Source organism: Aliivibrio wodanis, from assembly GCF_052920805.1.
The window spans coordinates 502601-520096 of the sequence record NZ_JBREXA010000002.1; the positions used below are offsets into that span (position 1 = coordinate 502601).

Consider the following 17496-nt stretch of genomic DNA (forward strand, 5'->3'; position numbering starts at 1 on the left):
CAGTTGAAGCCGTATTCCTTTTTCGATGACCTTTTGATATGTATGTGTTCTTATTTTTTAGTAGTGTGATTTTTTTGATTGCAGTCATTTTGCATTTTCAATCTATTGAAAAGAAAAAAATGCTGATTGTAAAACAAAGAAAGAACAGTACTTATAATTCAGTCGTTACACTTGATAATGATACTGATAGACAAGATAAAATTGAGCGTGCGAAAAGTGGAAATCTTACCGCTCAATTAGCCTTGGGTGCAGATTTAGAGTTGATTGATCAAAACAGTGCTATTAAGTGGTATCTTGCAGCAGCAGAGCAGAATAGCCAGCAGGCCTTTTATGCGCTAGTACGTTTATATGATGAAAATTATGATGATCCAGAAGCTAATGAAAAATTAGCATTTTGGACGGCTAAGTTAGGAGAAAGTCGAGGAGAGATGCCTGCTTCGCTTACCCTAGGTAAGCTATATCTTGAGGCTAAAGGCTGTGAAAAAAATATTGATTTAGGTATTCAGATTATCACGAAATTAGCCCTAAAAGACTATTTAGATGCACAATTTTTTCTAGCCCAGTGGTATCAAAAGCATGAGGATGGGCATCCAGAAGGGTTTTACTGGATGCTAAGAGCTGCATATCAGGATGATCAAAAAGCAATGATAACTGTGAGTTCTTGTTATTATCATGGTATCGGAACGACAAAAGATATTTTTAAGGCTATCTACTGGTCTGAGCGTGGAGGGGAGCTTAAAAGCCCTGAATCTCAGTTACGTTCGGCGCAGTATAATCAAAAAATATCCTCTTCTCATAATGCAGTGGCTTATATTTGGGCTTATCTTGCCGTTGCAAATGGTTATGAAGAAGCACACAGTTTAAAAAATGACTTAGAAGCGAGTCTACCTTTAGAGAATTTATTAACCATTCAAAATGTAGCACGTAAACTACATGGATTAATGAGTGAAAAGGAAGTAAAGAAACACGCTGTCATTCGATTACTTAATAAGTTTTACGTTAGGGATAATTACTTCCCTCCAGAAAATATAGACGATGAATGTGCAATGTATGTTGAATAATGATGGGGTAGAGTCTTTGCCTTATTCTTAATAGTAATAATTAGATCATGTGATTAATTGCCTTCTACAAACTACAAACATAAAAAATGCCAGTCCTTTATGGGACTGGCATTTTTATGAGTATCAAATTACTTATCGATTAATCATCACGCATAATACCAAGAATACTTAGTAAGCTGATGAAGATGTTGTAGATAGAAACATACAGTGTAATCGTAGCCGAAATATAGCTTGTTTCACCACCACGAATGATTGATTGTGTTGTCAGTAGAATTGCACCTGTAGAGAACAGAATAAACATACCGCTCATAGCAAGGTGTAATAAAGGCATCTGTAGGAAGATATTAGCGACCATGCCGATAAGTAGAACAACAAAACCAGCCATTAACACACCGTTAAGGAATGATAAATCACGCTTAGTTGTTAATGCATAAGCTGATGCTGCCATAAATGATAATGCAGTACCACCAAGTGCAGTTAAGATCACATCACCCATACCTGCACCAATGTACATATTTAGGATTGGGCCTATGGTGTAACCTAAGAAACCAGTGAATAGGAAGGTGAATACAAGACCCATGCTATTGTTGCGGTTTTTTTCTGTTAAAAATAGTAAGCCGTAAAAACCTACAAGCATAATGATAATGCCTGGGCGAGGTAAATTAAGAGCCATTGAAACACCAGCAACAAGTGCTGACCATAACAGTGTCATAGATAGTAAAAAATAAGTATTACGTAATACTTTATTTGTTTGTAGAGCCGACTCTTGCGTATGAGTTTGGCCGAACATTTGATTATTCATCGTATTCCCCTTGGAATGGACAGACATAAATATATAGACAGTTATGGTGCCTATAGTTCAAAAAATCAAGTAAGTTCTAATTTTTGAACTGAATTAATTGAGCTAGAAGCCATTTTACATCAGTACATTAACTTAGCATATGAAGTTTGTAAGTATCTGTAACAAAAAACAGTAATCATAAGATCACTGCTTTTTTATAATGTTTTTACTAATTATTTAGTACTAATATTTTGATCTATTTAAGTAAATAGCTGAAGAGTACCTAATGATGTAAAATCTGACTTAAAAATAATTGAGTTCGATCAGATTGTGGATTTTCAAAGAAATCTATTGGGTTGTTTTCTTCAATGATTTCTCCGGCATCCATAAAGATCACCCTATCTGCAACTTCTTTAGCAAATCCCATTTCATGGGTTACACAAAGCATAGTCATACCTTCATCAGCGAGTTCTACCATTACGTCTAATACTTCACGTACCATTTCAGGATCCAGTGCTGAAGTCGGCTCATCAAATAACATGACTTGTGGGTTCATACACAGAGAACGTGCAATCGCAACTCGTTGTTGTTGTCCACCAGAGAGTTGCCCTGGATATTTATCAGCTTGATCTGGAATTTTAACGCGATCTAAAAATTGCATTGCCAGAGTTTCAGCTTCAGCTTTGGGCATTTTTTTCACCCAAATTGGAGCAAGAGTACAATTCTCAAGAACGGTTAAGTGAGGGAAAAGATTAAAGTGCTGAAAACACATTCCAACCTCTTTTCTTACTGCTTCAATATCTTTTAAATCTTCTGTCAACTCTGTACCAGAGACAAATATATGACCTTTTTGGTGTTCCTCTAGGCGATTAATACAGCGGATCATGGTTGATTTACCTGAGCCTGAAGGGCCACAAATAACAATCTTCTCGCCTTTTTTTACCTGTAAATTTATATTCTTCAGGACATGAAATTGGCCATACCATTTGTTCATATCTTCTAATTGAATCATATAATCTTGTTGATTTGTCATCATTACATCCTTGAATTTTTAGATTATCGCTTGTGGCCAGTATGAAGCTTGTTTTCTAAGTAGATGGAATATCTAGACATAGAGAAACAGAATACCCAGAAAACCAAAGCGACAAAAACATAACTTTCCGTAGAAAACCCTAACCACTCAGGGTCTGTATTTGCTGCCTGACCAACCCCTAACACATCAAACATTCCTATAATAAGAACAAGGCTAGTATCTTTGAACAAACCGATAAAAGTGTTTACGATCGAAGGAATAGTGATTTTTAATGCTTGTGGCAAGATGATTAAACGCATCTTTTTCCAGTAGCCTAACCCAAGCGCATCTGCTGCTTCATATTGGCCTTTTGGAATTGCCTGTAAGCCACCTCTAACTACTTCAGCCATATAAGCGGCACTGAATAAAACCACTCCAATGAGAGCTCTAAAGAGCTTATCGAGTTCCATTCCTTCCGATAAGAATAATGGAAGCATGACAGAAGCCATAAAAAGAACAGTGATTAGTGGAACACCACGCCAAATCTCAATATACACAGTACACATACTACGAATAATGGGCATTTCAGAACGACGACCTAGTGCTAGTGCAACACCGATTGGTAGTGATACAACGATACCGACAATCGCTATAACCAAGGTGATCAGTAAACCACCCCAGAGATGGGTGTCAACTACAGGTAATCCTAATACGCCACCATAGAGTAAAAATGTAGCAAAGAAAGGGAAAATGTTTACAAATACTAACCAAATAGCCACTTTTTTAGGCGTATGTTCATAAGCTAGTAGGGCAACAAAGATGGCTAATAGACCATAAAATAACTGAGGACGCCAAAGTTCTTCAGTGGGGTAGAAGCCATACATGAACTGATCCCAACGGACGTTGATCATTACCCAGCAAGCGCCTTCACTTGTACAGGCATCACGTGTTGTTCCTATCCAATCGGCATTGATTAAAGCCCAATTAACAGCACTCCATAATCCATTAAATGCCAAATAAGCGATAATGATCGTTAGTAATGAATTAACAGGACCATTGAATAAATGCTTTTTGAGCCAAGTTATCACACCGACAGTGTTTGCTGGTGGTGGTAAATTTGGCTGAAACTGATGTGTGCTCATAATTACCTCTCAACCAATGCGACTTTATCGTTATAGATATTCATCAAGAATGACGTTAAAAGGCTTAATGTTAAGTAAACCGCCATTGTCATCGTGATGATCTCAATTGCTTGTCCGGTTTGATTCAATGTTGTCCCTGCAAATACAGAAACTAGATCAGGATAACCAATGGCCATCGCTAGTGATGAGTTTTTCGTTAAGTTTAAATATTGGCTTGTTAAAGGTGGAATTATGATACGCATTGCCTGGGGAATAACGACAAGCTTTAGTGTTTTATTCTTTGGTAATCCTAGTGCCATTGCGGCTTCAGTCTGACCATGGTTTACAGCATTGATACCAGAACGTACGATTTCTGCAATGAATGAGGCAGTATAAACGCTTAACGCTACGACTAATGCGGCTAACTCAGGGATAATGCTGATACCACCCCGAAAATTAAATCCTTTCAATTCAGGATATTCAATTGAAATTGGCATTCCAGAAAGGAAGAAGGAGAATGAAGGTAACGTAATTAATAATATAATAGAATAACGAAAAACAGGTGTTTGTTGACCTGTCAGCGTTTGTTTATTACTTGCCCATTTAGCTAAAAAAATAATGAAAACGATAGCCAGTACAATAGCCATGCCAATAAGATTTGAACCTTCTTCAAACACAGGGCTAGGGAAAAATAATCCTCGCACATTTAAAAAGACACTTTCACCCAAACTTAAGCTCTGTCGAGGTGAGGGAAGCGCTTGTAATACCGCGAAATACCAAAAGAAAATTTGCAATAAAAGAGGGATATTTCGAAATGTTTCAATGTATACCGCCGCGCATCGACTTACTAACCAGTTGCTAGATAGACGGGCAATACCAACGGTAAACCCAAGTACAGTGGCAAATAAAATCCCGAGAACAGAGACTAGTGCCGTATTTAAAAGTCCAACAACAAATGTACGACCATAAGTGTGTGTTTCATCATATTCTACTAATGATAAACCGATACCAAAACCTGCTTCTTGATTTAAGAAGCTAAGTCCGGTAGCGATACCACGAGACTCTAGATTAGATAAAGCATTGTCTATAATGGAATAAAAGAAAAAGGCAAGTAAAGCAACTGCTAATACTTGAAATAAAATCGAACGAAATGTTGGATTATAAAAGAGGTTTTGATTTTTATAGGACATACAGCTACAACCTTAAATCCATTTATAAGAGAGGTGACAGCATGCCTTAGACACAGAGGTCACCTCAAACATTGTATTACTTTTAATTATATGATTTATTTAACATTAAATTTATCGGATTGGTGCGGCATACATAAAGCCACCGGCATTCCAAAGCGCATTAACACCACGAGATATTTGTAGCGGTGATCCTTTGCCAATTGTACGTTCAAAGCTTTCCCCATAATTGCCTACCTGCTTCACTACTTGGTAGCCCCAATCATCACGGATCCCTAAGCCTTTACCTTTAGGACCATCAACGCCTAGAATACGTTTAATATTTGGATCTTTTGATTTAAGCATTTGATCGGCATTGGTTGAGCTAATACCATATTCTTCAGCATTAATCATCGCGCTTAATACCCATTTATTGATATTAAACCACTGGTCATCACCTTGGCGAACAACTGGGCCTAGTGGTTCTTTTGAAATTATTTCAGGTAAGACTTGAGCACTTTTGGGATTTTTAAGATTTAGACGAAGAGCATAAAGACCAGATTGATCTGTTGTTAATGCATCGCATCGACCAGCATCAAACCCTTTAGAGGTTTGAGCGGCGGTATCAAATACCACAGGTTTGTATTCCATGCCATTGTTACGGAAGTAGTCGGCAAGGTTCAGTTCGGTGGTTGTGCCTGATTGAACACAAACAGACGCGCCATCAAGTTCTTTTGCACTGGTTAAGCCAAGGTCTTTTTTCACCATGAAACCTTGGCCATCATAATAATTAACACCAACAAAGTTTAAACCAAGAGAGGTATCACGGTGTAGAGTCCAAGTAGTATTGCGAGATAAGACATCGATCTCACCAGATTGAAGTGCAGTAAAACGTTCTTTAGCTGTGAGTGGAACATATTTTACTTTTGATTTGTCACCTAAAACAGCGGCTGCAACAGCTTGACAAAATTCAACATCAATACCTTCCCATTCGCCTTTTGAGTTTGGGTTTGAAAAGCCTGGAAGACCGGTACTAACACCACATTGTAAATATCCATTTTTTTTTACTTTATCTAATGTGCCTTCGGCAGCGACTACCTGTGTTGACATCATTAATGTAGCGACGGTGAGTGCAGTGTAGAGTGTATTTGTTTTAAATTTCATCTGTGTTCTTCCTTGTAATCCATTATTGAACTGGCGTATCACAATCTAATTTGTTGCGTTGCCATTAGTGAAAAGGCTGCTGTTTTTATAAGCAGCTGTATTTAAAACATATAGAATAGTTAATGATTTGTGAAATTGACTCTTGATAAGCCAGTAGATTATATGACTATATTTCACAGGTTTAATAGTGAATAGTATCGATACTTATAGGTTAGGGTAGTGGTATTGATCTCCCTTAATACATACAGATGTTGAATAATTGTTAATTAAATTATTTTTTGAATATGTTAAGCTCACAATGTTCGAAAGGTGAATGAATACCTTATTTAGCCAAAGCAAGGTATATTAAAGATTGAAGATAATAAAGTGAAAAGAAGAGAGTAATAATGAGATATTTTCCCATATTTATGGATATTAAAAAACGACCTGTATTAGTGGTTGGTGGTGGGGAAGTTGCGTGTCGTAAAATAGACATGTTATTGCAAGCTGATGCAGATATCACAGTGATTGCCCCTTCAATAAAAACATACCTAATGAATTATGTAGAAGAAGGTAAGATTCAATACACTAAAGGCTTTTATCATCGTGATTTATTAAACCAAGAATACATTCAAGTGTGGGCAACAACTGATAATTCCGAATTGAATCACCAGGTATATCATGATGCCCATGATGCGGGGATTTTAGTCAATGTTGTTGATGATACTGAACATTGTGATTTCATTACGCCATCAATGGTGAATCGCGGTCGGGTACAAGTCGCTATTTCAAGTGGGGGATCTTCACCTGTATTAATTCGGATAATACGAGAACAGTTAGAAACTCAATTGTCATCAAAGATAGCAATGCTTGCGGATTTTGGGGCGGACAAAAGAAATGTGATCAAGCAGCACTTTGCCACTGTTGATGAAAGACGAAAATTTTGGGAAATATTCCTACGTTCACCAGAAATAGAAGCCATTACAACTCGAAATGAACTAGAGCAACTGTTCTCTCTTTATCTTTCAAAAGATATTAGTGTTAAAGCTGAGCGCAATTGGATTGAATATCACCATGAAACAGAAATGCTAACCTTAAAATCATTGCGATTAATGCAACAAGCGGAATGGGTGATTTATCTTAATGATTGCCCGTCAGAGTTTGTGGAACTATGCCGTCGTGATGCTGAACGTATTTCTGTTAGTTCTGAGCAAGAAATAGCAGATTACCTGCAACAAGCTGAAAAAGAGCAGATTAGAGTGACCATTTTAATGAAAAAAGGCCAGCTTATCTCTAATACTCAACTTCAAAATTACTTATCAACGGATATTTATGTTCCATCACTTTAAGGAGTGTGAATGCAATATTTAGCAATAAAAGACGCTATCGAGGAGCAAATCGAAAGTGGCATGCTAAAAGCAGGGCATAAATTACCTTCAGAAAGAGTACTAGCTGAGGCATTTTCGACAACACGTATAACCTTACGTGAAGCACTTAATCACCTTGCTCTTTCTGGTAAAATCTATCGGGAAGAGAGGCGAGGTTGGTTTATTTCGGCAGCAAGGTTCTGTTTCAACCCCAAGTTCGATACAGATCTCTCTATAATACTTCAAGCACAGAAATGGCTATTTTCAACAAGATGCTTAGATGAAAAAAGGCTTCTTGCACCAAAAGAAATCGCCGATAAACTTCAATTAGAGCCTTTTTCTTATGTGCGTCAATACACCAAACTATGGTTGATTGAGGGACGAAGCGCAGCGATTCAATATCAGTATGTTGCTGAAAGTGAATTTTCATCTATTGAAAAGATGGATCGAGAGGAAAACCTTGTAGAATACCTGCAAGAACATTATTTATATAAGGCGAATCGAAATAGAGTTGCAGTTGGTATCGCACCTGCGACAGGGTTTGAGTCTAGTGCGTTACATATTAGTAGTGGAAGTATATTGTTATCAGTAACTCAGACTGCAATAAATAATAAAGAGAGTGCTTATTTATTGCAGGAGCTACGTATTTGTCATGATATGGTAGCAGTAGAAATTGATTAAAAAGGACTAATTTGTTTGATTTTATCGATTAGTTCGCCCTCCGTTAGAGGCTCTGAGTCAAGATCGAACTCAGCAGAAGCACCACCTTTCAACATGTAAACAGTGGTACCGCAATGATCGTAGTGGTACCACTTACCATTAATACACACATCGGTATAACACTTAGGGTTTCTTAATAAAGTCATAAAATCACTCCTTGATACATTTAGTTTCCTTGATACCTTTAGCTAACAACTTAAAGGTATCGTGCAACCTGAAGTCTACTTTTGATTTAGATCAATACTGGGTCATATTGTTATCGGGTTGCTACTAAAGTGTTACTTAAGTAGTTTTGGTGCTTGTGCTCCAGCAACAGGGCGGTTAACTGAAAGAGTCCTTCCTTTTTTTAACCCTTTTTCATAGTCAGCGGTAATATTAGCCATGGCGTCTTTTAATTGTTGTTTAAAAGTTTCGCGGTCAATATTTTTAAATTCTTTATCAATATAGTCATTAATTTTATTTGCTGATTCATCGTCAGGAGCAATGACAGGAAGCTTTTCAAGAGCTCCTTCAATCCAACCTGCTAAGAAAGAATTAACACGTTTGGTGACCTCTAATTGACCTTTACCTGAGCCTGCAAAGCTATTTTTGAACTGCCCAGTTTGTTCATTCATTTCTCGATATACAATGTCAAAAGCAAAAGCGGCAAAAATAGCACGATCAGCTGAGCCAATAAACTCAACCTTCTTTAATCCTTTGTGATTGAGTAAAACTGCCTCTACTCCAAATCGAGTATTAATACCACGAATGATTTTCAAAATATTGCTCCCCACATTAGCAGGAAGAAGGTGAGAGCTTTGAGTCTTCCCCATCTTGATAAATTCAATATCATCTTTTTCAAGACCATATTTAAGCATAAGGCGATGCGCCATTCTAATGGCTTGAGCGGCTTCATTCACATTTGCTGAATTACCAAGTTCAAGACATTTAGCGATCTTTTTTAGAGCCTTTTGCTTTGCAGATGACATAAATTTACCTTAGTTTTTATGGGGCAACCATTTTACCTGTCTATGCCTTTATTTGGAAGAAAATAGAGTTATCTAATTGGCTTATTGCGATGAGTTTATTAAAGGTTGAGAGGTCGTTGGAATTAGGTAAAATTAAAGTGTACTATGCGGAAAAATGAAATTATGTCATACATGCTAGGTAATTTAAATGTCGAGTTCTTCTAATGCAGAGTTAAAATCTCGTGCAATAGTTTGTTGTATTCAAGATGATAGAGCAGTTAATGCGATTGACTCTGCAATTGATAAGATTAAAACATTATATATAGAAGAGCAGCTAGAACCCAAAAAACTGTTTCTTGATTTTTTGTATGTTTATCGTATCTATCGATCAACGGATTTTGAGCAAGCGGCCATTGAGTTTCAGCAGATTTTAGAGCGTTGTGAAAAAGAAGGCGAAGAGCAATTATATTCTTTTATCTTGCTTCACTTAGGGACGCTTTATTCCTTTCTGAGTGATTACCAAACATCATTACAGTATTTTCTTCGAGCTGAAGAATCACAGCAATACAGTGATCAAGCCTATCAAGCTTTATTGCATGTCAACATTTCTGGTATCTATAGCCAAATACTTGATTATTCAAGCTCTGCTAATCATGCTTTAAAAGCTGTTAATGTACTTCGCTATTTTAAAAACGCACCTCTTTCAGTACTCGCTTATCTTAATTTGGGGCATTCAATGGTGCATCTTAATGAATTTGAAGATGCGGGCCACTGGTTATATAAGAGTTTATCACTAGCAGAAGAGATCCAGTATGATCGAGGTATTCCTTATGCTGAGTTATATACCGCAGTTTTAGAACAAAAAAAAGGAAATATTAAGCAAGCTGAATGTTTTTATATAAGTAGTTTTCAGGCATTTAAAGTACAGCAAGATCCACAAGGAATTGAAGAGTGTGGATTATTATTTACTCAACTCTTACTGGAAAATAAAAGATATCAAGAAGCCTTAGATTTTTGTGATGAGGTTGAAAAAGCACCTTATTATCAACAAAATATTTTAAGTCATTTTCAAGTGTTTAAGTATAAAAGAGAAGCTTTGACCCAGCTAGGGTATATGGACTCACTTCAATGTTTGATAGATAAACAATTAGAGTTTGCGGAATCAAAATTATTAGCGCTGAAGCAGCGAGAGAATTCATATTTTCAATCCATGATTGATATGATTAAAAAACAAAAAGAGCAGCTTACCTTTGAGTCGGTTAATGAATACTTAGATCGAATGTCTTTACTTGGTCAGAAGCTAGCTATCGCGGATAATCTTTATCAAGGAGTTGAATCATTGTTTCATGATATCCAACAAATTATTCCCGCTACATTTGTAGGTATTGCTCTTTATGATGAGAAAATGAATTTATTGAATTATGATTATTTATATGAAAATCAAAAGTTTTTAGCTTCATTCTCAGTAAAATGTGACAGTGTTAAGGTGCTAGGACAATATTGCTTGAAGCACCGTGAGTCACTATTATTGACTACAGCAAGTTATGATGAAGTTCGTGGCTATTTAGATCATGACCCTATAAATGAAGAAGTTTGGGTCGGTGATGATACAAAAGAAAGTACGGCATCAGTTATCTATGTTCCTATTACTTTAGGGGAGACTCTATTAGGGGTAATGACTGTTCAACATATGGAAACACATCAGTATAAACCGCATCATTTAAAATTAGTTATTCAGTTAGTTAACTTTTTAGCAGTGGCGATAAAGAATGTGCAACAAAAACAAGAATTACTGGCGAAGCAAAAAGAATTAGAATCAATAAATAAACAGTTAGAGTACATTTCAACTAGAGACCCTCTTACTGGTTTAAATAACCGTCATGAACTTGAGCGTTTGTCTCCAGACTTACTCTCGCACTCTTATTCTCAGAGTAAACCTCTAGCAACACTTATGATCGATGTTGATTATTACAAAGGATTTAATGATTTATATGGGCATGATGCAGGGGATAAGGTACTTATCTCTATTGCGAATTTATTACTAAATCATTTTAATCGACGGGAGGATTATATTTTTCGTTACGGTGGTGATGAGATTTTAATTTTGATGAAAGATACCCATCTTGAAGAGGCAGAAAAGATTGCAATAGCTGCGCAGCAAGAGTTGTTTGATTTAAATATCTTGAATGAGGCATCATTAGTGTCAGATAGAGTGACATTATCAATAGGTATACATAGCCAACAATGCAAAAATATTCAGGTAGAGAATATTACAGACTATATTAAAGCGGCAGATGGTGCTCTCTATGCTGGAAAAAAATCGCAAAGGAACACCATTACATTAACAACAAATATCTAAGATACTAGATCCCTAGTTCATCAAATAGTGAATCATCGATATCTTGATTACTTGCTTCTTTTGTAGATGATTTTTTTGATGTACCTTTGTGTTGTTCAAATAGGTCATCAGTATCAAATTCTTCTTCTTGTTCGAACTCTTCAAGTTGAATAAATTCTGTTTTATCCATTGCTAGCTCAAGATAGAAAATATTATTATCTTCAGTTGTAAAGGTAACACGACGTGCCTGTGGGCGATCTAAATTAGTATCAACTGACAGAATAATCTGCTTGTTAAGTGATAACATTTTAGGTTGGTTCTGCGAAATAGTTGTTTGCAATGTCTTACGGATTTGGCCAGTAAAATCACCTACAATTTGATTCATTAGCTCGCCTAATATATCACCGACCTCATCAGATGTGTGTAAAATTGCAAGTTCTTCTTCTGGCATTCCCATATTTCGCATGTACTTTGTGTATAACTCTAATGCTGAATCTTTAGTAAAGTTTGTGACAACTAAACCAGAAAATCCGCCATCAAAGAGTACAAAACAGCCAAAATCAGGTTTAAGACTTGTTTTTGAGATTTTTTGTACCATTGCAGAGTAATTTACTGAGCTATTTGTGGCTTTAGTTAAAACACCAGACATTGAACGACATAGCGTAAGTAGAATGTCATCAGTAGTGATTGTTTTTGTTTTTTTCATTGCCGCTTTCATAGTTTTCTCTATAGAAATGTCACGATTAGATGAAGTGGTATATAAGTAACTAATTTAAGAATACCATGCTGTTTGACTTGTGTGTATTACAATATAATTATAAATATTTAACCGATATAGCATAGACGAGATGTTTTATCCATTCGAGATGTTGTAAAGTGTGTGTAGAACAACATTAATGACGCTGAGGATCAGCGATTGAAGGAGCAGGGAGCAATGTTACCAGTATTACCATATCAATCTATTATCGACCCAACGGTCTTAGATTATTTAGAGACATTAAAACAACGTGATTTTAGCGGCGATATAGAAACGACCTATTCAAGTCGCTTAGCTGTTGCTACTGATAACAGTGTATATCAGCAATTACCACAAGCGGTTTTATTGCCTAAAAACACCAAAGATGTTGAATGCTTAGCAAGATTGGCAAGTGAAGATAAGTATAAGGCAGTGACGTTTTCTCCCCGAGGAGGCGGTACCGGAACGAATGGTCAATCGCTTACACAAGGCGTAGTGGTTGATTTGTCTCGCTATATGAATCAAGTATTAGAGATTAATATCGAACAAGGGTGGGCAAGAGTCCAAACTGGTTTGATTAAAGATCAACTGAATGATGTATTACGGCCATACGGATATTTCTTTTCCCCTGATTTATCAACCAGTAATAGAGCGACTCTTGGGGGGATGATTAACACAGATGCGTCCGGCCAAGGCTCACTTAAATACGGGAAAACATCAGATCATGTGCTAGCAGTCACTGCTGTACTAGCCAATGGTTCATGTTTGAATACAGAGATTTCTTATGATAAACAACCTGAAAGCGTGCGCTCAGTATTAGATATCACAGCGAGTGTCTGTCGTGATAATCGTCAGAAAATAGAAGATAAATTTCCAGATCTTAATCGATTTTTAACTGGTTACGATTTAAAAAATGCACTCGATACTGAGCTTGACCAATTTGATATAACGCGGGTGTTATGTGGTGCAGAGGGATCATTAGCCTTTTTAACTGAGGCCAAAGTTAATATTACGCAGATCCCAAAAGCCAGAACATTAATTAATGTTAAATATAATAGCTTCGATGCAGCTCTTCGTAATGCTCCATTTATGGTGGAAGCGAATGCGCTCTCTGTTGAAACCATTGATTCACGCGTTTTAAACTTTGCAAAACAAGATATTGTTTGGCATAGCGTTAGTGATTTGATCACAGATGTGCCAAATAAAGAAATGCTTGGCTTAAACATGGTTGAGTTTGCAGGCACTGATCTTGACGTGGTAGAGCAACAAATAGCAAGCCTTACTAATAAGCTCGATGAATTAATGCAATCAGAAACGGCAGGTATTATTGGTTACCAAGTGACGACTGATGTGGCCAGTATCGGTCGGATCTATGCTATGCGAAAAAAAGCGGTAGGCTTATTAGGGGCAACAAAAGGGGCAGCAAAACCTGTTGCTTTTGCAGAGGACACTTGTGTTCCACCTGAGAATCTTGCTGACTTTATTCAAGAGTTTAGAGAGTTATTAGATTCATATCAATTGAATTATGGCATGTTTGGTCATGTGGATGCTGGAGTTTTACATGTTCGTCCTGCATTGGATATGTGTGATCCAAAACAGGAAGCCTTGATGCATACCATTTCCGATCAAGTGGTGGCTTTAGTTTCCAAGTACGGTGGTTTGATGTGGGGAGAGCACGGTAAGGGCTTCCGATCAGAATATGGACCAGAGTTTTTCGGGGAAGAGTTATTTATGGAGCTTCGCCGAGTCAAAGGAGCTTTTGATCCACATAATAAAATGAACCCAGGAAAAATTTGTACTCCACTTGAAAGTACTGATCAGCTAGTGAGAGTGAGTGATACTAAAAGGGGCTATTATGATCGTCAAATTCCTATTGAAGTAAGGGATAGCTTTAATCAAGCGATGGAATGTAATGGTAATGGCCTCTGTTTTAATTATGAAGCTAGCTCACCCATGTGCCCATCGATGAAGGTAACTGCTGATCGTCGTCATTCACCAAAAGGTCGTGCAGGTTTAGTGCGTGAATGGTTACGTCAGCTGTCAGAGCAAGGTATTGACCCAATCGCGCTTGAACAAAGTCTTTTAACTAAGCGTACCAGCATAAAACAGATTATTGATCGTATTCGTAACCGCATGAATAAAGATAAAGAATACGATTATTCTCATGAAGTACATGAAGCAATGATGGGATGTTTAGCATGTAAGGCTTGTGCAAGTCAGTGCCCAATTAAGGTTGACGTTCCTAGTTTTCGTTCTCGATTTTTAAATATTTATCACAGTCGCTATCAACGTCCAATGAAAGATTATATGGTTGCGAATATAGAGACAATGCTCCCGTTAATGGCGGTAATGCCTAAAGTTGTTAATACAGTATTAGGTCAGCCGTTAACTCAAGCCTTAACTGAAAAAACAATTGGTTATGTAGATATGCCATTGCTTTCTGTCCCTACTTTAAAAGATAGATGCAAAGAGAAACACCTTCCTATTTTTAATTTTAACAATTTAAAAGATATGTCTGATACAGAGCGTCAGCAATGTGTATTGATTGTTCAAGACCCTTTCACCAGTTACTATGATGCAAGTGTTGTTAGTGATTTTGCAGAGTTAATTCAGCGCTTAGGCTTAAAACCTATATTGTTACCATTTAAACCAAATGGTAAGGCTCAGCATGTAAAAGGATTTTTAAAACAATTTACCTCAACTGCAAAATCTAGTAGTGAGTTTTTAAATCAGATTGCGACTTTAAATATTCCAATGGTTGGCGTAGATCCTGCATTAGTTCTCTGCTATAGAGATGAATATAATGAAATGTTAGCGGATAAACGAGGTGATTTTACGGTATTAACTGTACATGAGTGGTTGTATCCTAAATTATCTTCTTTTACAAAAGCGACGGTATTTGATACTCGACCTTGGCAACTTTTTGCCCATTGCACTGAAAAAACTAAAATGCCAAACTCAGAAAAAGAGTGGGGCAAGATTTTTCAGCATTTTGGTCTAACATTAGTAACAGTGCCTGTAGGTTGTTGTGGTATGGCGGGAACTTATGGACATGAAGCTGATAAATTGGAAACATCGAAAGCAATTTATGAACTAAGCTGGAAGAGCAATTTATCTACGTTGGAAAAAGATCGTTGTTTGATAACAGGTTATTCATGTCGAAGTCAGGTTAAGCGATTTGAAGGAGAGCAATTGAAGCATCCACTACAAGCGCTACTGACCAATATTTAAATAGCTTAATTTTGCGTTGCTTTATGATAAAGTAGCGCAGAAATTTTCGAGTAGTATGTGAACGCCTTTTCGTGTTGAACTAATGTTGAATCTTAGGTTGTTTCGCGTTTTACAGATTGGTATATTGTGGTTGTTATTTTTACTAGAGTTATAATATAAATGAGCAGTGCTGAATTAATTAGACGTATCCCGCAAATGAATGTTTTGGTTTTTACCGAAAAGCGAGAGCGTAGCACTCAGATCCGTCAGTTTTTTCAGAAAGCTGGTTTTAAAAATGCAGACAATTTCAATGTCAGCATGAAGGCATCAGAATTACCCGTTTATGACTACTATTTTATTGAATATCATTATGCAGAGCATGAAGTGATTAGTGAGATAGTAAAACATGCTCGCGCAAAGGCACCATTTGGAAAGCGACCAATTTTTATTGTAGATATTGATAATGAAGAATCTCAAGTCGATGATATAAATGCACGAGAACTTTTTCCAGATTTTGTGGTAAATAGTCCCATTAACTATGGCTATATTGATGAATTAATTAAGAAATCATTTAACCTAACTCTGTTAATTGAGAAATTGATCGCGGAAGTTAAAGGCTCAAAAGCCGCATTTATTAAACGAGCTCAAACCTATACTGGTACATACAAAAATCGTATGTTGCTTAATATGACGCTAGAAGAGTTATATAAAGCTAAAGATGCACTTACTTTTAAAAAAGTGTATCAGCGTCATGATAAAAGTGAAATCATGCCGCAAAACTTAATGGCTTATTGCCAGATGATAGAAAAGCCAAAAGCAATTCCTGTATTAGAATTACTGCTTCGCTCTAAGAAGTATCAATTTCAAGCGAATCTAATGCTGTCGGACATTTATTCTGAAGCAAAGCATCTTAGTAAGATGCAATCTTCATTAGTAAAAGCCTTTGATAATAATCCTAGAAGTGATAGAGCATTTTATTCATATTTAACGTTTATTATTGTGAATAATAAACCATTATTATTACATAATATGATTATGAAGCGTTTTTATCATATAAGCATTAGTCCAGCGACATTAAATAAAATGATTATGGATATTGCTGATGTAGTGTATAAGCACCCAATAACCTTTAATAAAGAACAATATCGTTCGTTTTTTGGTCAGTTGGTCGCGACATTGAAAAAGCGTATTTCAATGGATAAACGTGATGAATTACAAGGTTATATTAATATATTTATTGCTCGTCAGTTGCTTAAACAAGGCAAACGTTATAAAGCAAAAATAATGGCAACAACCTGTTATCGTCGCTTTTTATCAGAGCGTAAAGTTGCTTCTGATGAGTTCCGCGTCGCTACTTTTGGGGTATTAGCGATGTCAGGTGAAGTAAAATTGTGTATTAATTTATATAAAGTTTTTGATCAAGCTGGTCTTAAAAAAACAGCGCCACAGCTTTTACAGCAATCAATGGTACATTTTCAAAAGTTAAATAAAGTATATCAATGGCTAAGAGCGCAGAAAGCAGCTGATGATAATAAAAATCAATTGATAAAAATAGGTCAAACATACCCTTACTCGTCAGATCTAAACTATATGCTGCTGACTTTAACCTTGAAAGGAAAAAATTTGATGAAAGATCCTAAAAACATTAAGCAATGCCTAGGGATTATTCATCGAATGGAAAGAAGTAATAATACGGCAGGATATGAAAATGTAATGTCATCAGTTGAACAAAACAAAAAAATATTAATCGATGTTTTGTTAGGTAGCTCATAAATTGACACTCTTATTTTCTTAATAGGCTTCATTTATCACAGTGATAGGAAAGAGTGATTTAGCATTTTTCCAAAAATGGTCCACACTTAAGTTATCAAAGTGATTGATAGCACGTTAGGGG

General features: G+C 36.4%; 14 protein-coding genes. 6 read left to right on the forward strand and 8 right to left on the reverse strand.

Annotated features, from left to right (window positions below):
- The first annotated feature begins 65 nt into the window (after nucleotides 1-65).
- Nucleotides 66-1061: a tetratricopeptide repeat protein gene (locus ACU5DF_RS10215; RefSeq protein ID WP_446714221.1), complete on the forward strand. Its 996-nt coding sequence runs from the start codon at nucleotides 66-68 to the stop codon at nucleotides 1059-1061.
- 139 nt (nucleotides 1062-1200) lie between these two features.
- Here the strand turns inward: ACU5DF_RS10215 and ACU5DF_RS10220 are convergent, their stop codons facing one another.
- The 5 genes from ACU5DF_RS10220 to ACU5DF_RS10240 form a co-directional block, all read right to left on the reverse strand.
- On the reverse strand, nucleotides 1201-1863 hold the full coding sequence (locus ACU5DF_RS10220) for a Bax inhibitor-1/YccA family protein (protein WP_045102312.1): 663 nt from the start codon (nucleotides 1861-1863) through the stop codon (nucleotides 1201-1203).
- A 262-nt stretch (nucleotides 1864-2125) separates the two neighbouring features.
- Nucleotides 2126-2875: an amino acid ABC transporter ATP-binding protein gene (locus tag ACU5DF_RS10225; RefSeq protein ID WP_446714222.1), complete on the reverse strand. Its 750-nt coding sequence runs from the start codon at nucleotides 2873-2875 to the stop codon at nucleotides 2126-2128.
- Nucleotides 2876-2898: 23 nt separating this feature from the next.
- Entirely contained in the window at nucleotides 2899-3996 is a 1098-nt protein-coding gene (locus ACU5DF_RS10230) for an amino acid ABC transporter permease (RefSeq protein WP_446712765.1), read from the reverse strand.
- Nucleotides 3997-3998: 2 nt separating this feature from the next.
- Nucleotides 3999-5165 carry an amino acid ABC transporter permease gene (locus tag ACU5DF_RS10235; protein ID WP_446712766.1) on the reverse strand — a complete coding sequence of 389 codons (1167 nt, stop codon included), beginning with the start codon at nucleotides 5163-5165 and terminating at the stop codon, nucleotides 3999-4001.
- A 111-nt stretch (nucleotides 5166-5276) separates the two neighbouring features.
- A complete protein-coding gene (locus tag ACU5DF_RS10240; protein ID WP_446714223.1) occupies nucleotides 5277-6254 on the reverse strand; it encodes an amino acid ABC transporter substrate-binding protein in 978 nt (325 codons plus the stop codon).
- Between the two features lie 437 nt (nucleotides 6255-6691).
- Between ACU5DF_RS10240 and ACU5DF_RS10245 the strand changes: the two genes are divergently transcribed.
- Both ACU5DF_RS10245 and ACU5DF_RS10250 read left to right on the forward strand, forming a co-directional pair.
- Nucleotides 6692-7633, forward strand: a complete 942-nt coding sequence (locus ACU5DF_RS10245) for a precorrin-2 dehydrogenase/sirohydrochlorin ferrochelatase family protein (RefSeq protein ID WP_446712767.1) — start codon at nucleotides 6692-6694, stop codon at nucleotides 7631-7633.
- Nucleotides 7634-7642: 9 nt separating this feature from the next.
- Nucleotides 7643-8332 carry a GntR family transcriptional regulator gene (locus ACU5DF_RS10250; protein WP_446712768.1) on the forward strand — a complete coding sequence of 230 codons (690 nt, stop codon included), beginning with the start codon at nucleotides 7643-7645 and terminating at the stop codon, nucleotides 8330-8332.
- Here the strand turns inward: ACU5DF_RS10250 and ACU5DF_RS10255 are convergent.
- Together ACU5DF_RS10255 and ACU5DF_RS10260 are read right to left on the reverse strand one after the other, a co-directional pair.
- Nucleotides 8329-8517, reverse strand: coding sequence for a hypothetical protein (locus ACU5DF_RS10255; RefSeq protein ID WP_446712769.1), 189 nt, complete (start codon nucleotides 8515-8517; stop codon nucleotides 8329-8331). The genes ACU5DF_RS10250 and ACU5DF_RS10255 overlap by 4 nt on opposite strands.
- Before the next feature lie 132 nt (nucleotides 8518-8649).
- A complete protein-coding gene (locus ACU5DF_RS10260) occupies nucleotides 8650-9339 on the reverse strand; it encodes a DUF2786 domain-containing protein (protein WP_446712770.1) in 690 nt (229 codons plus the stop codon).
- 187 nt (nucleotides 9340-9526) lie between these two features.
- Between ACU5DF_RS10260 and ACU5DF_RS10265 the strand changes: the two genes are divergently transcribed.
- Nucleotides 9527-11677: a sensor domain-containing diguanylate cyclase gene (locus tag ACU5DF_RS10265; protein WP_446712771.1), complete on the forward strand. Its 2151-nt coding sequence runs from the start codon at nucleotides 9527-9529 to the stop codon at nucleotides 11675-11677.
- A gap of 4 nt (nucleotides 11678-11681) precedes the next feature.
- Here the strand turns inward: ACU5DF_RS10265 and ACU5DF_RS10270 are convergent, their stop codons facing one another.
- A complete protein-coding gene (locus ACU5DF_RS10270; RefSeq protein WP_446712772.1) occupies nucleotides 11682-12362 on the reverse strand; it encodes a DUF3334 family protein in 681 nt (226 codons plus the stop codon).
- 228 nt (nucleotides 12363-12590) lie between these two features.
- On the opposite strand from ACU5DF_RS10270, the gene ydiJ reads away from it, so the two are divergent.
- On the forward strand, nucleotides 12591-15623 hold the full coding sequence (gene ydiJ, locus ACU5DF_RS10275) for a D-2-hydroxyglutarate dehydrogenase YdiJ (protein ID WP_446712773.1): 3033 nt from the start codon (nucleotides 12591-12593) through the stop codon (nucleotides 15621-15623).
- A 159-nt stretch (nucleotides 15624-15782) separates the two neighbouring features.
- The gene (locus ACU5DF_RS10280; protein WP_446712774.1) at nucleotides 15783-17375 is read left to right on the forward strand and encodes a hypothetical protein; all 1593 of its coding nucleotides are present in this window, start codon (nucleotides 15783-15785) and stop codon (nucleotides 17373-17375) included.
- The last annotated feature ends 121 nt before the right edge of the window (nucleotides 17376-17496 follow it).

What these genes read in the sequence shown, in the direction of transcription:
- ACU5DF_RS10245 (WP_446712767.1), top strand. Translation starts at nt 6,692, where the DNA reads ATGAGATATTTTCCCATATTTATGGATATTAAAAAACGACCTGTATTA.
- ACU5DF_RS10230 (WP_446712765.1), bottom strand. Translation starts at nt 3,996, where the DNA reads ATGAGCACACATCAGTTTCAGCCAAATTTACCACCACCAGCAAACACT.
- ACU5DF_RS10265 (WP_446712771.1), top strand. Translation starts at nt 9,527, where the DNA reads ATGTCGAGTTCTTCTAATGCAGAGTTAAAATCTCGTGCAATAGTTTGT.
- ACU5DF_RS10240 (WP_446714223.1), bottom strand. Translation starts at nt 6,254, where the DNA reads ATGATGTCAACACAGGTAGTCGCTGCCGAAGGCACATTAGATAAAGTA.
- ACU5DF_RS10280 (WP_446712774.1), top strand. Translation starts at nt 15,783, where the DNA reads ATGAGCAGTGCTGAATTAATTAGACGTATCCCGCAAATGAATGTTTTG.
- ACU5DF_RS10270 (WP_446712772.1), bottom strand. Translation starts at nt 12,362, where the DNA reads ATGAAAAAAACAAAAACAATCACTACTGATGACATTCTACTTACGCTA.
- ACU5DF_RS10250 (WP_446712768.1), top strand. Translation starts at nt 7,643, where the DNA reads ATGCAATATTTAGCAATAAAAGACGCTATCGAGGAGCAAATCGAAAGT.
- ydiJ (WP_446712773.1), top strand. Translation starts at nt 12,591, where the DNA reads ATGTTACCAGTATTACCATATCAATCTATTATCGACCCAACGGTCTTA.
- ACU5DF_RS10260 (WP_446712770.1), bottom strand. Translation starts at nt 9,339, where the DNA reads ATGTCATCTGCAAAGCAAAAGGCTCTAAAAAAGATCGCTAAATGTCTT.
- ACU5DF_RS10225 (WP_446714222.1), bottom strand. Translation starts at nt 2,875, where the DNA reads ATGACAAATCAACAAGATTATATGATTCAATTAGAAGATATGAACAAA.
- ACU5DF_RS10235 (WP_446712766.1), bottom strand. Translation starts at nt 5,165, where the DNA reads ATGTCCTATAAAAATCAAAACCTCTTTTATAATCCAACATTTCGTTCG.
- ACU5DF_RS10255 (WP_446712769.1), bottom strand. Translation starts at nt 8,517, where the DNA reads ATGACTTTATTAAGAAACCCTAAGTGTTATACCGATGTGTGTATTAAT.
- ACU5DF_RS10220 (WP_045102312.1), bottom strand. Translation starts at nt 1,863, where the DNA reads ATGAATAATCAAATGTTCGGCCAAACTCATACGCAAGAGTCGGCTCTA.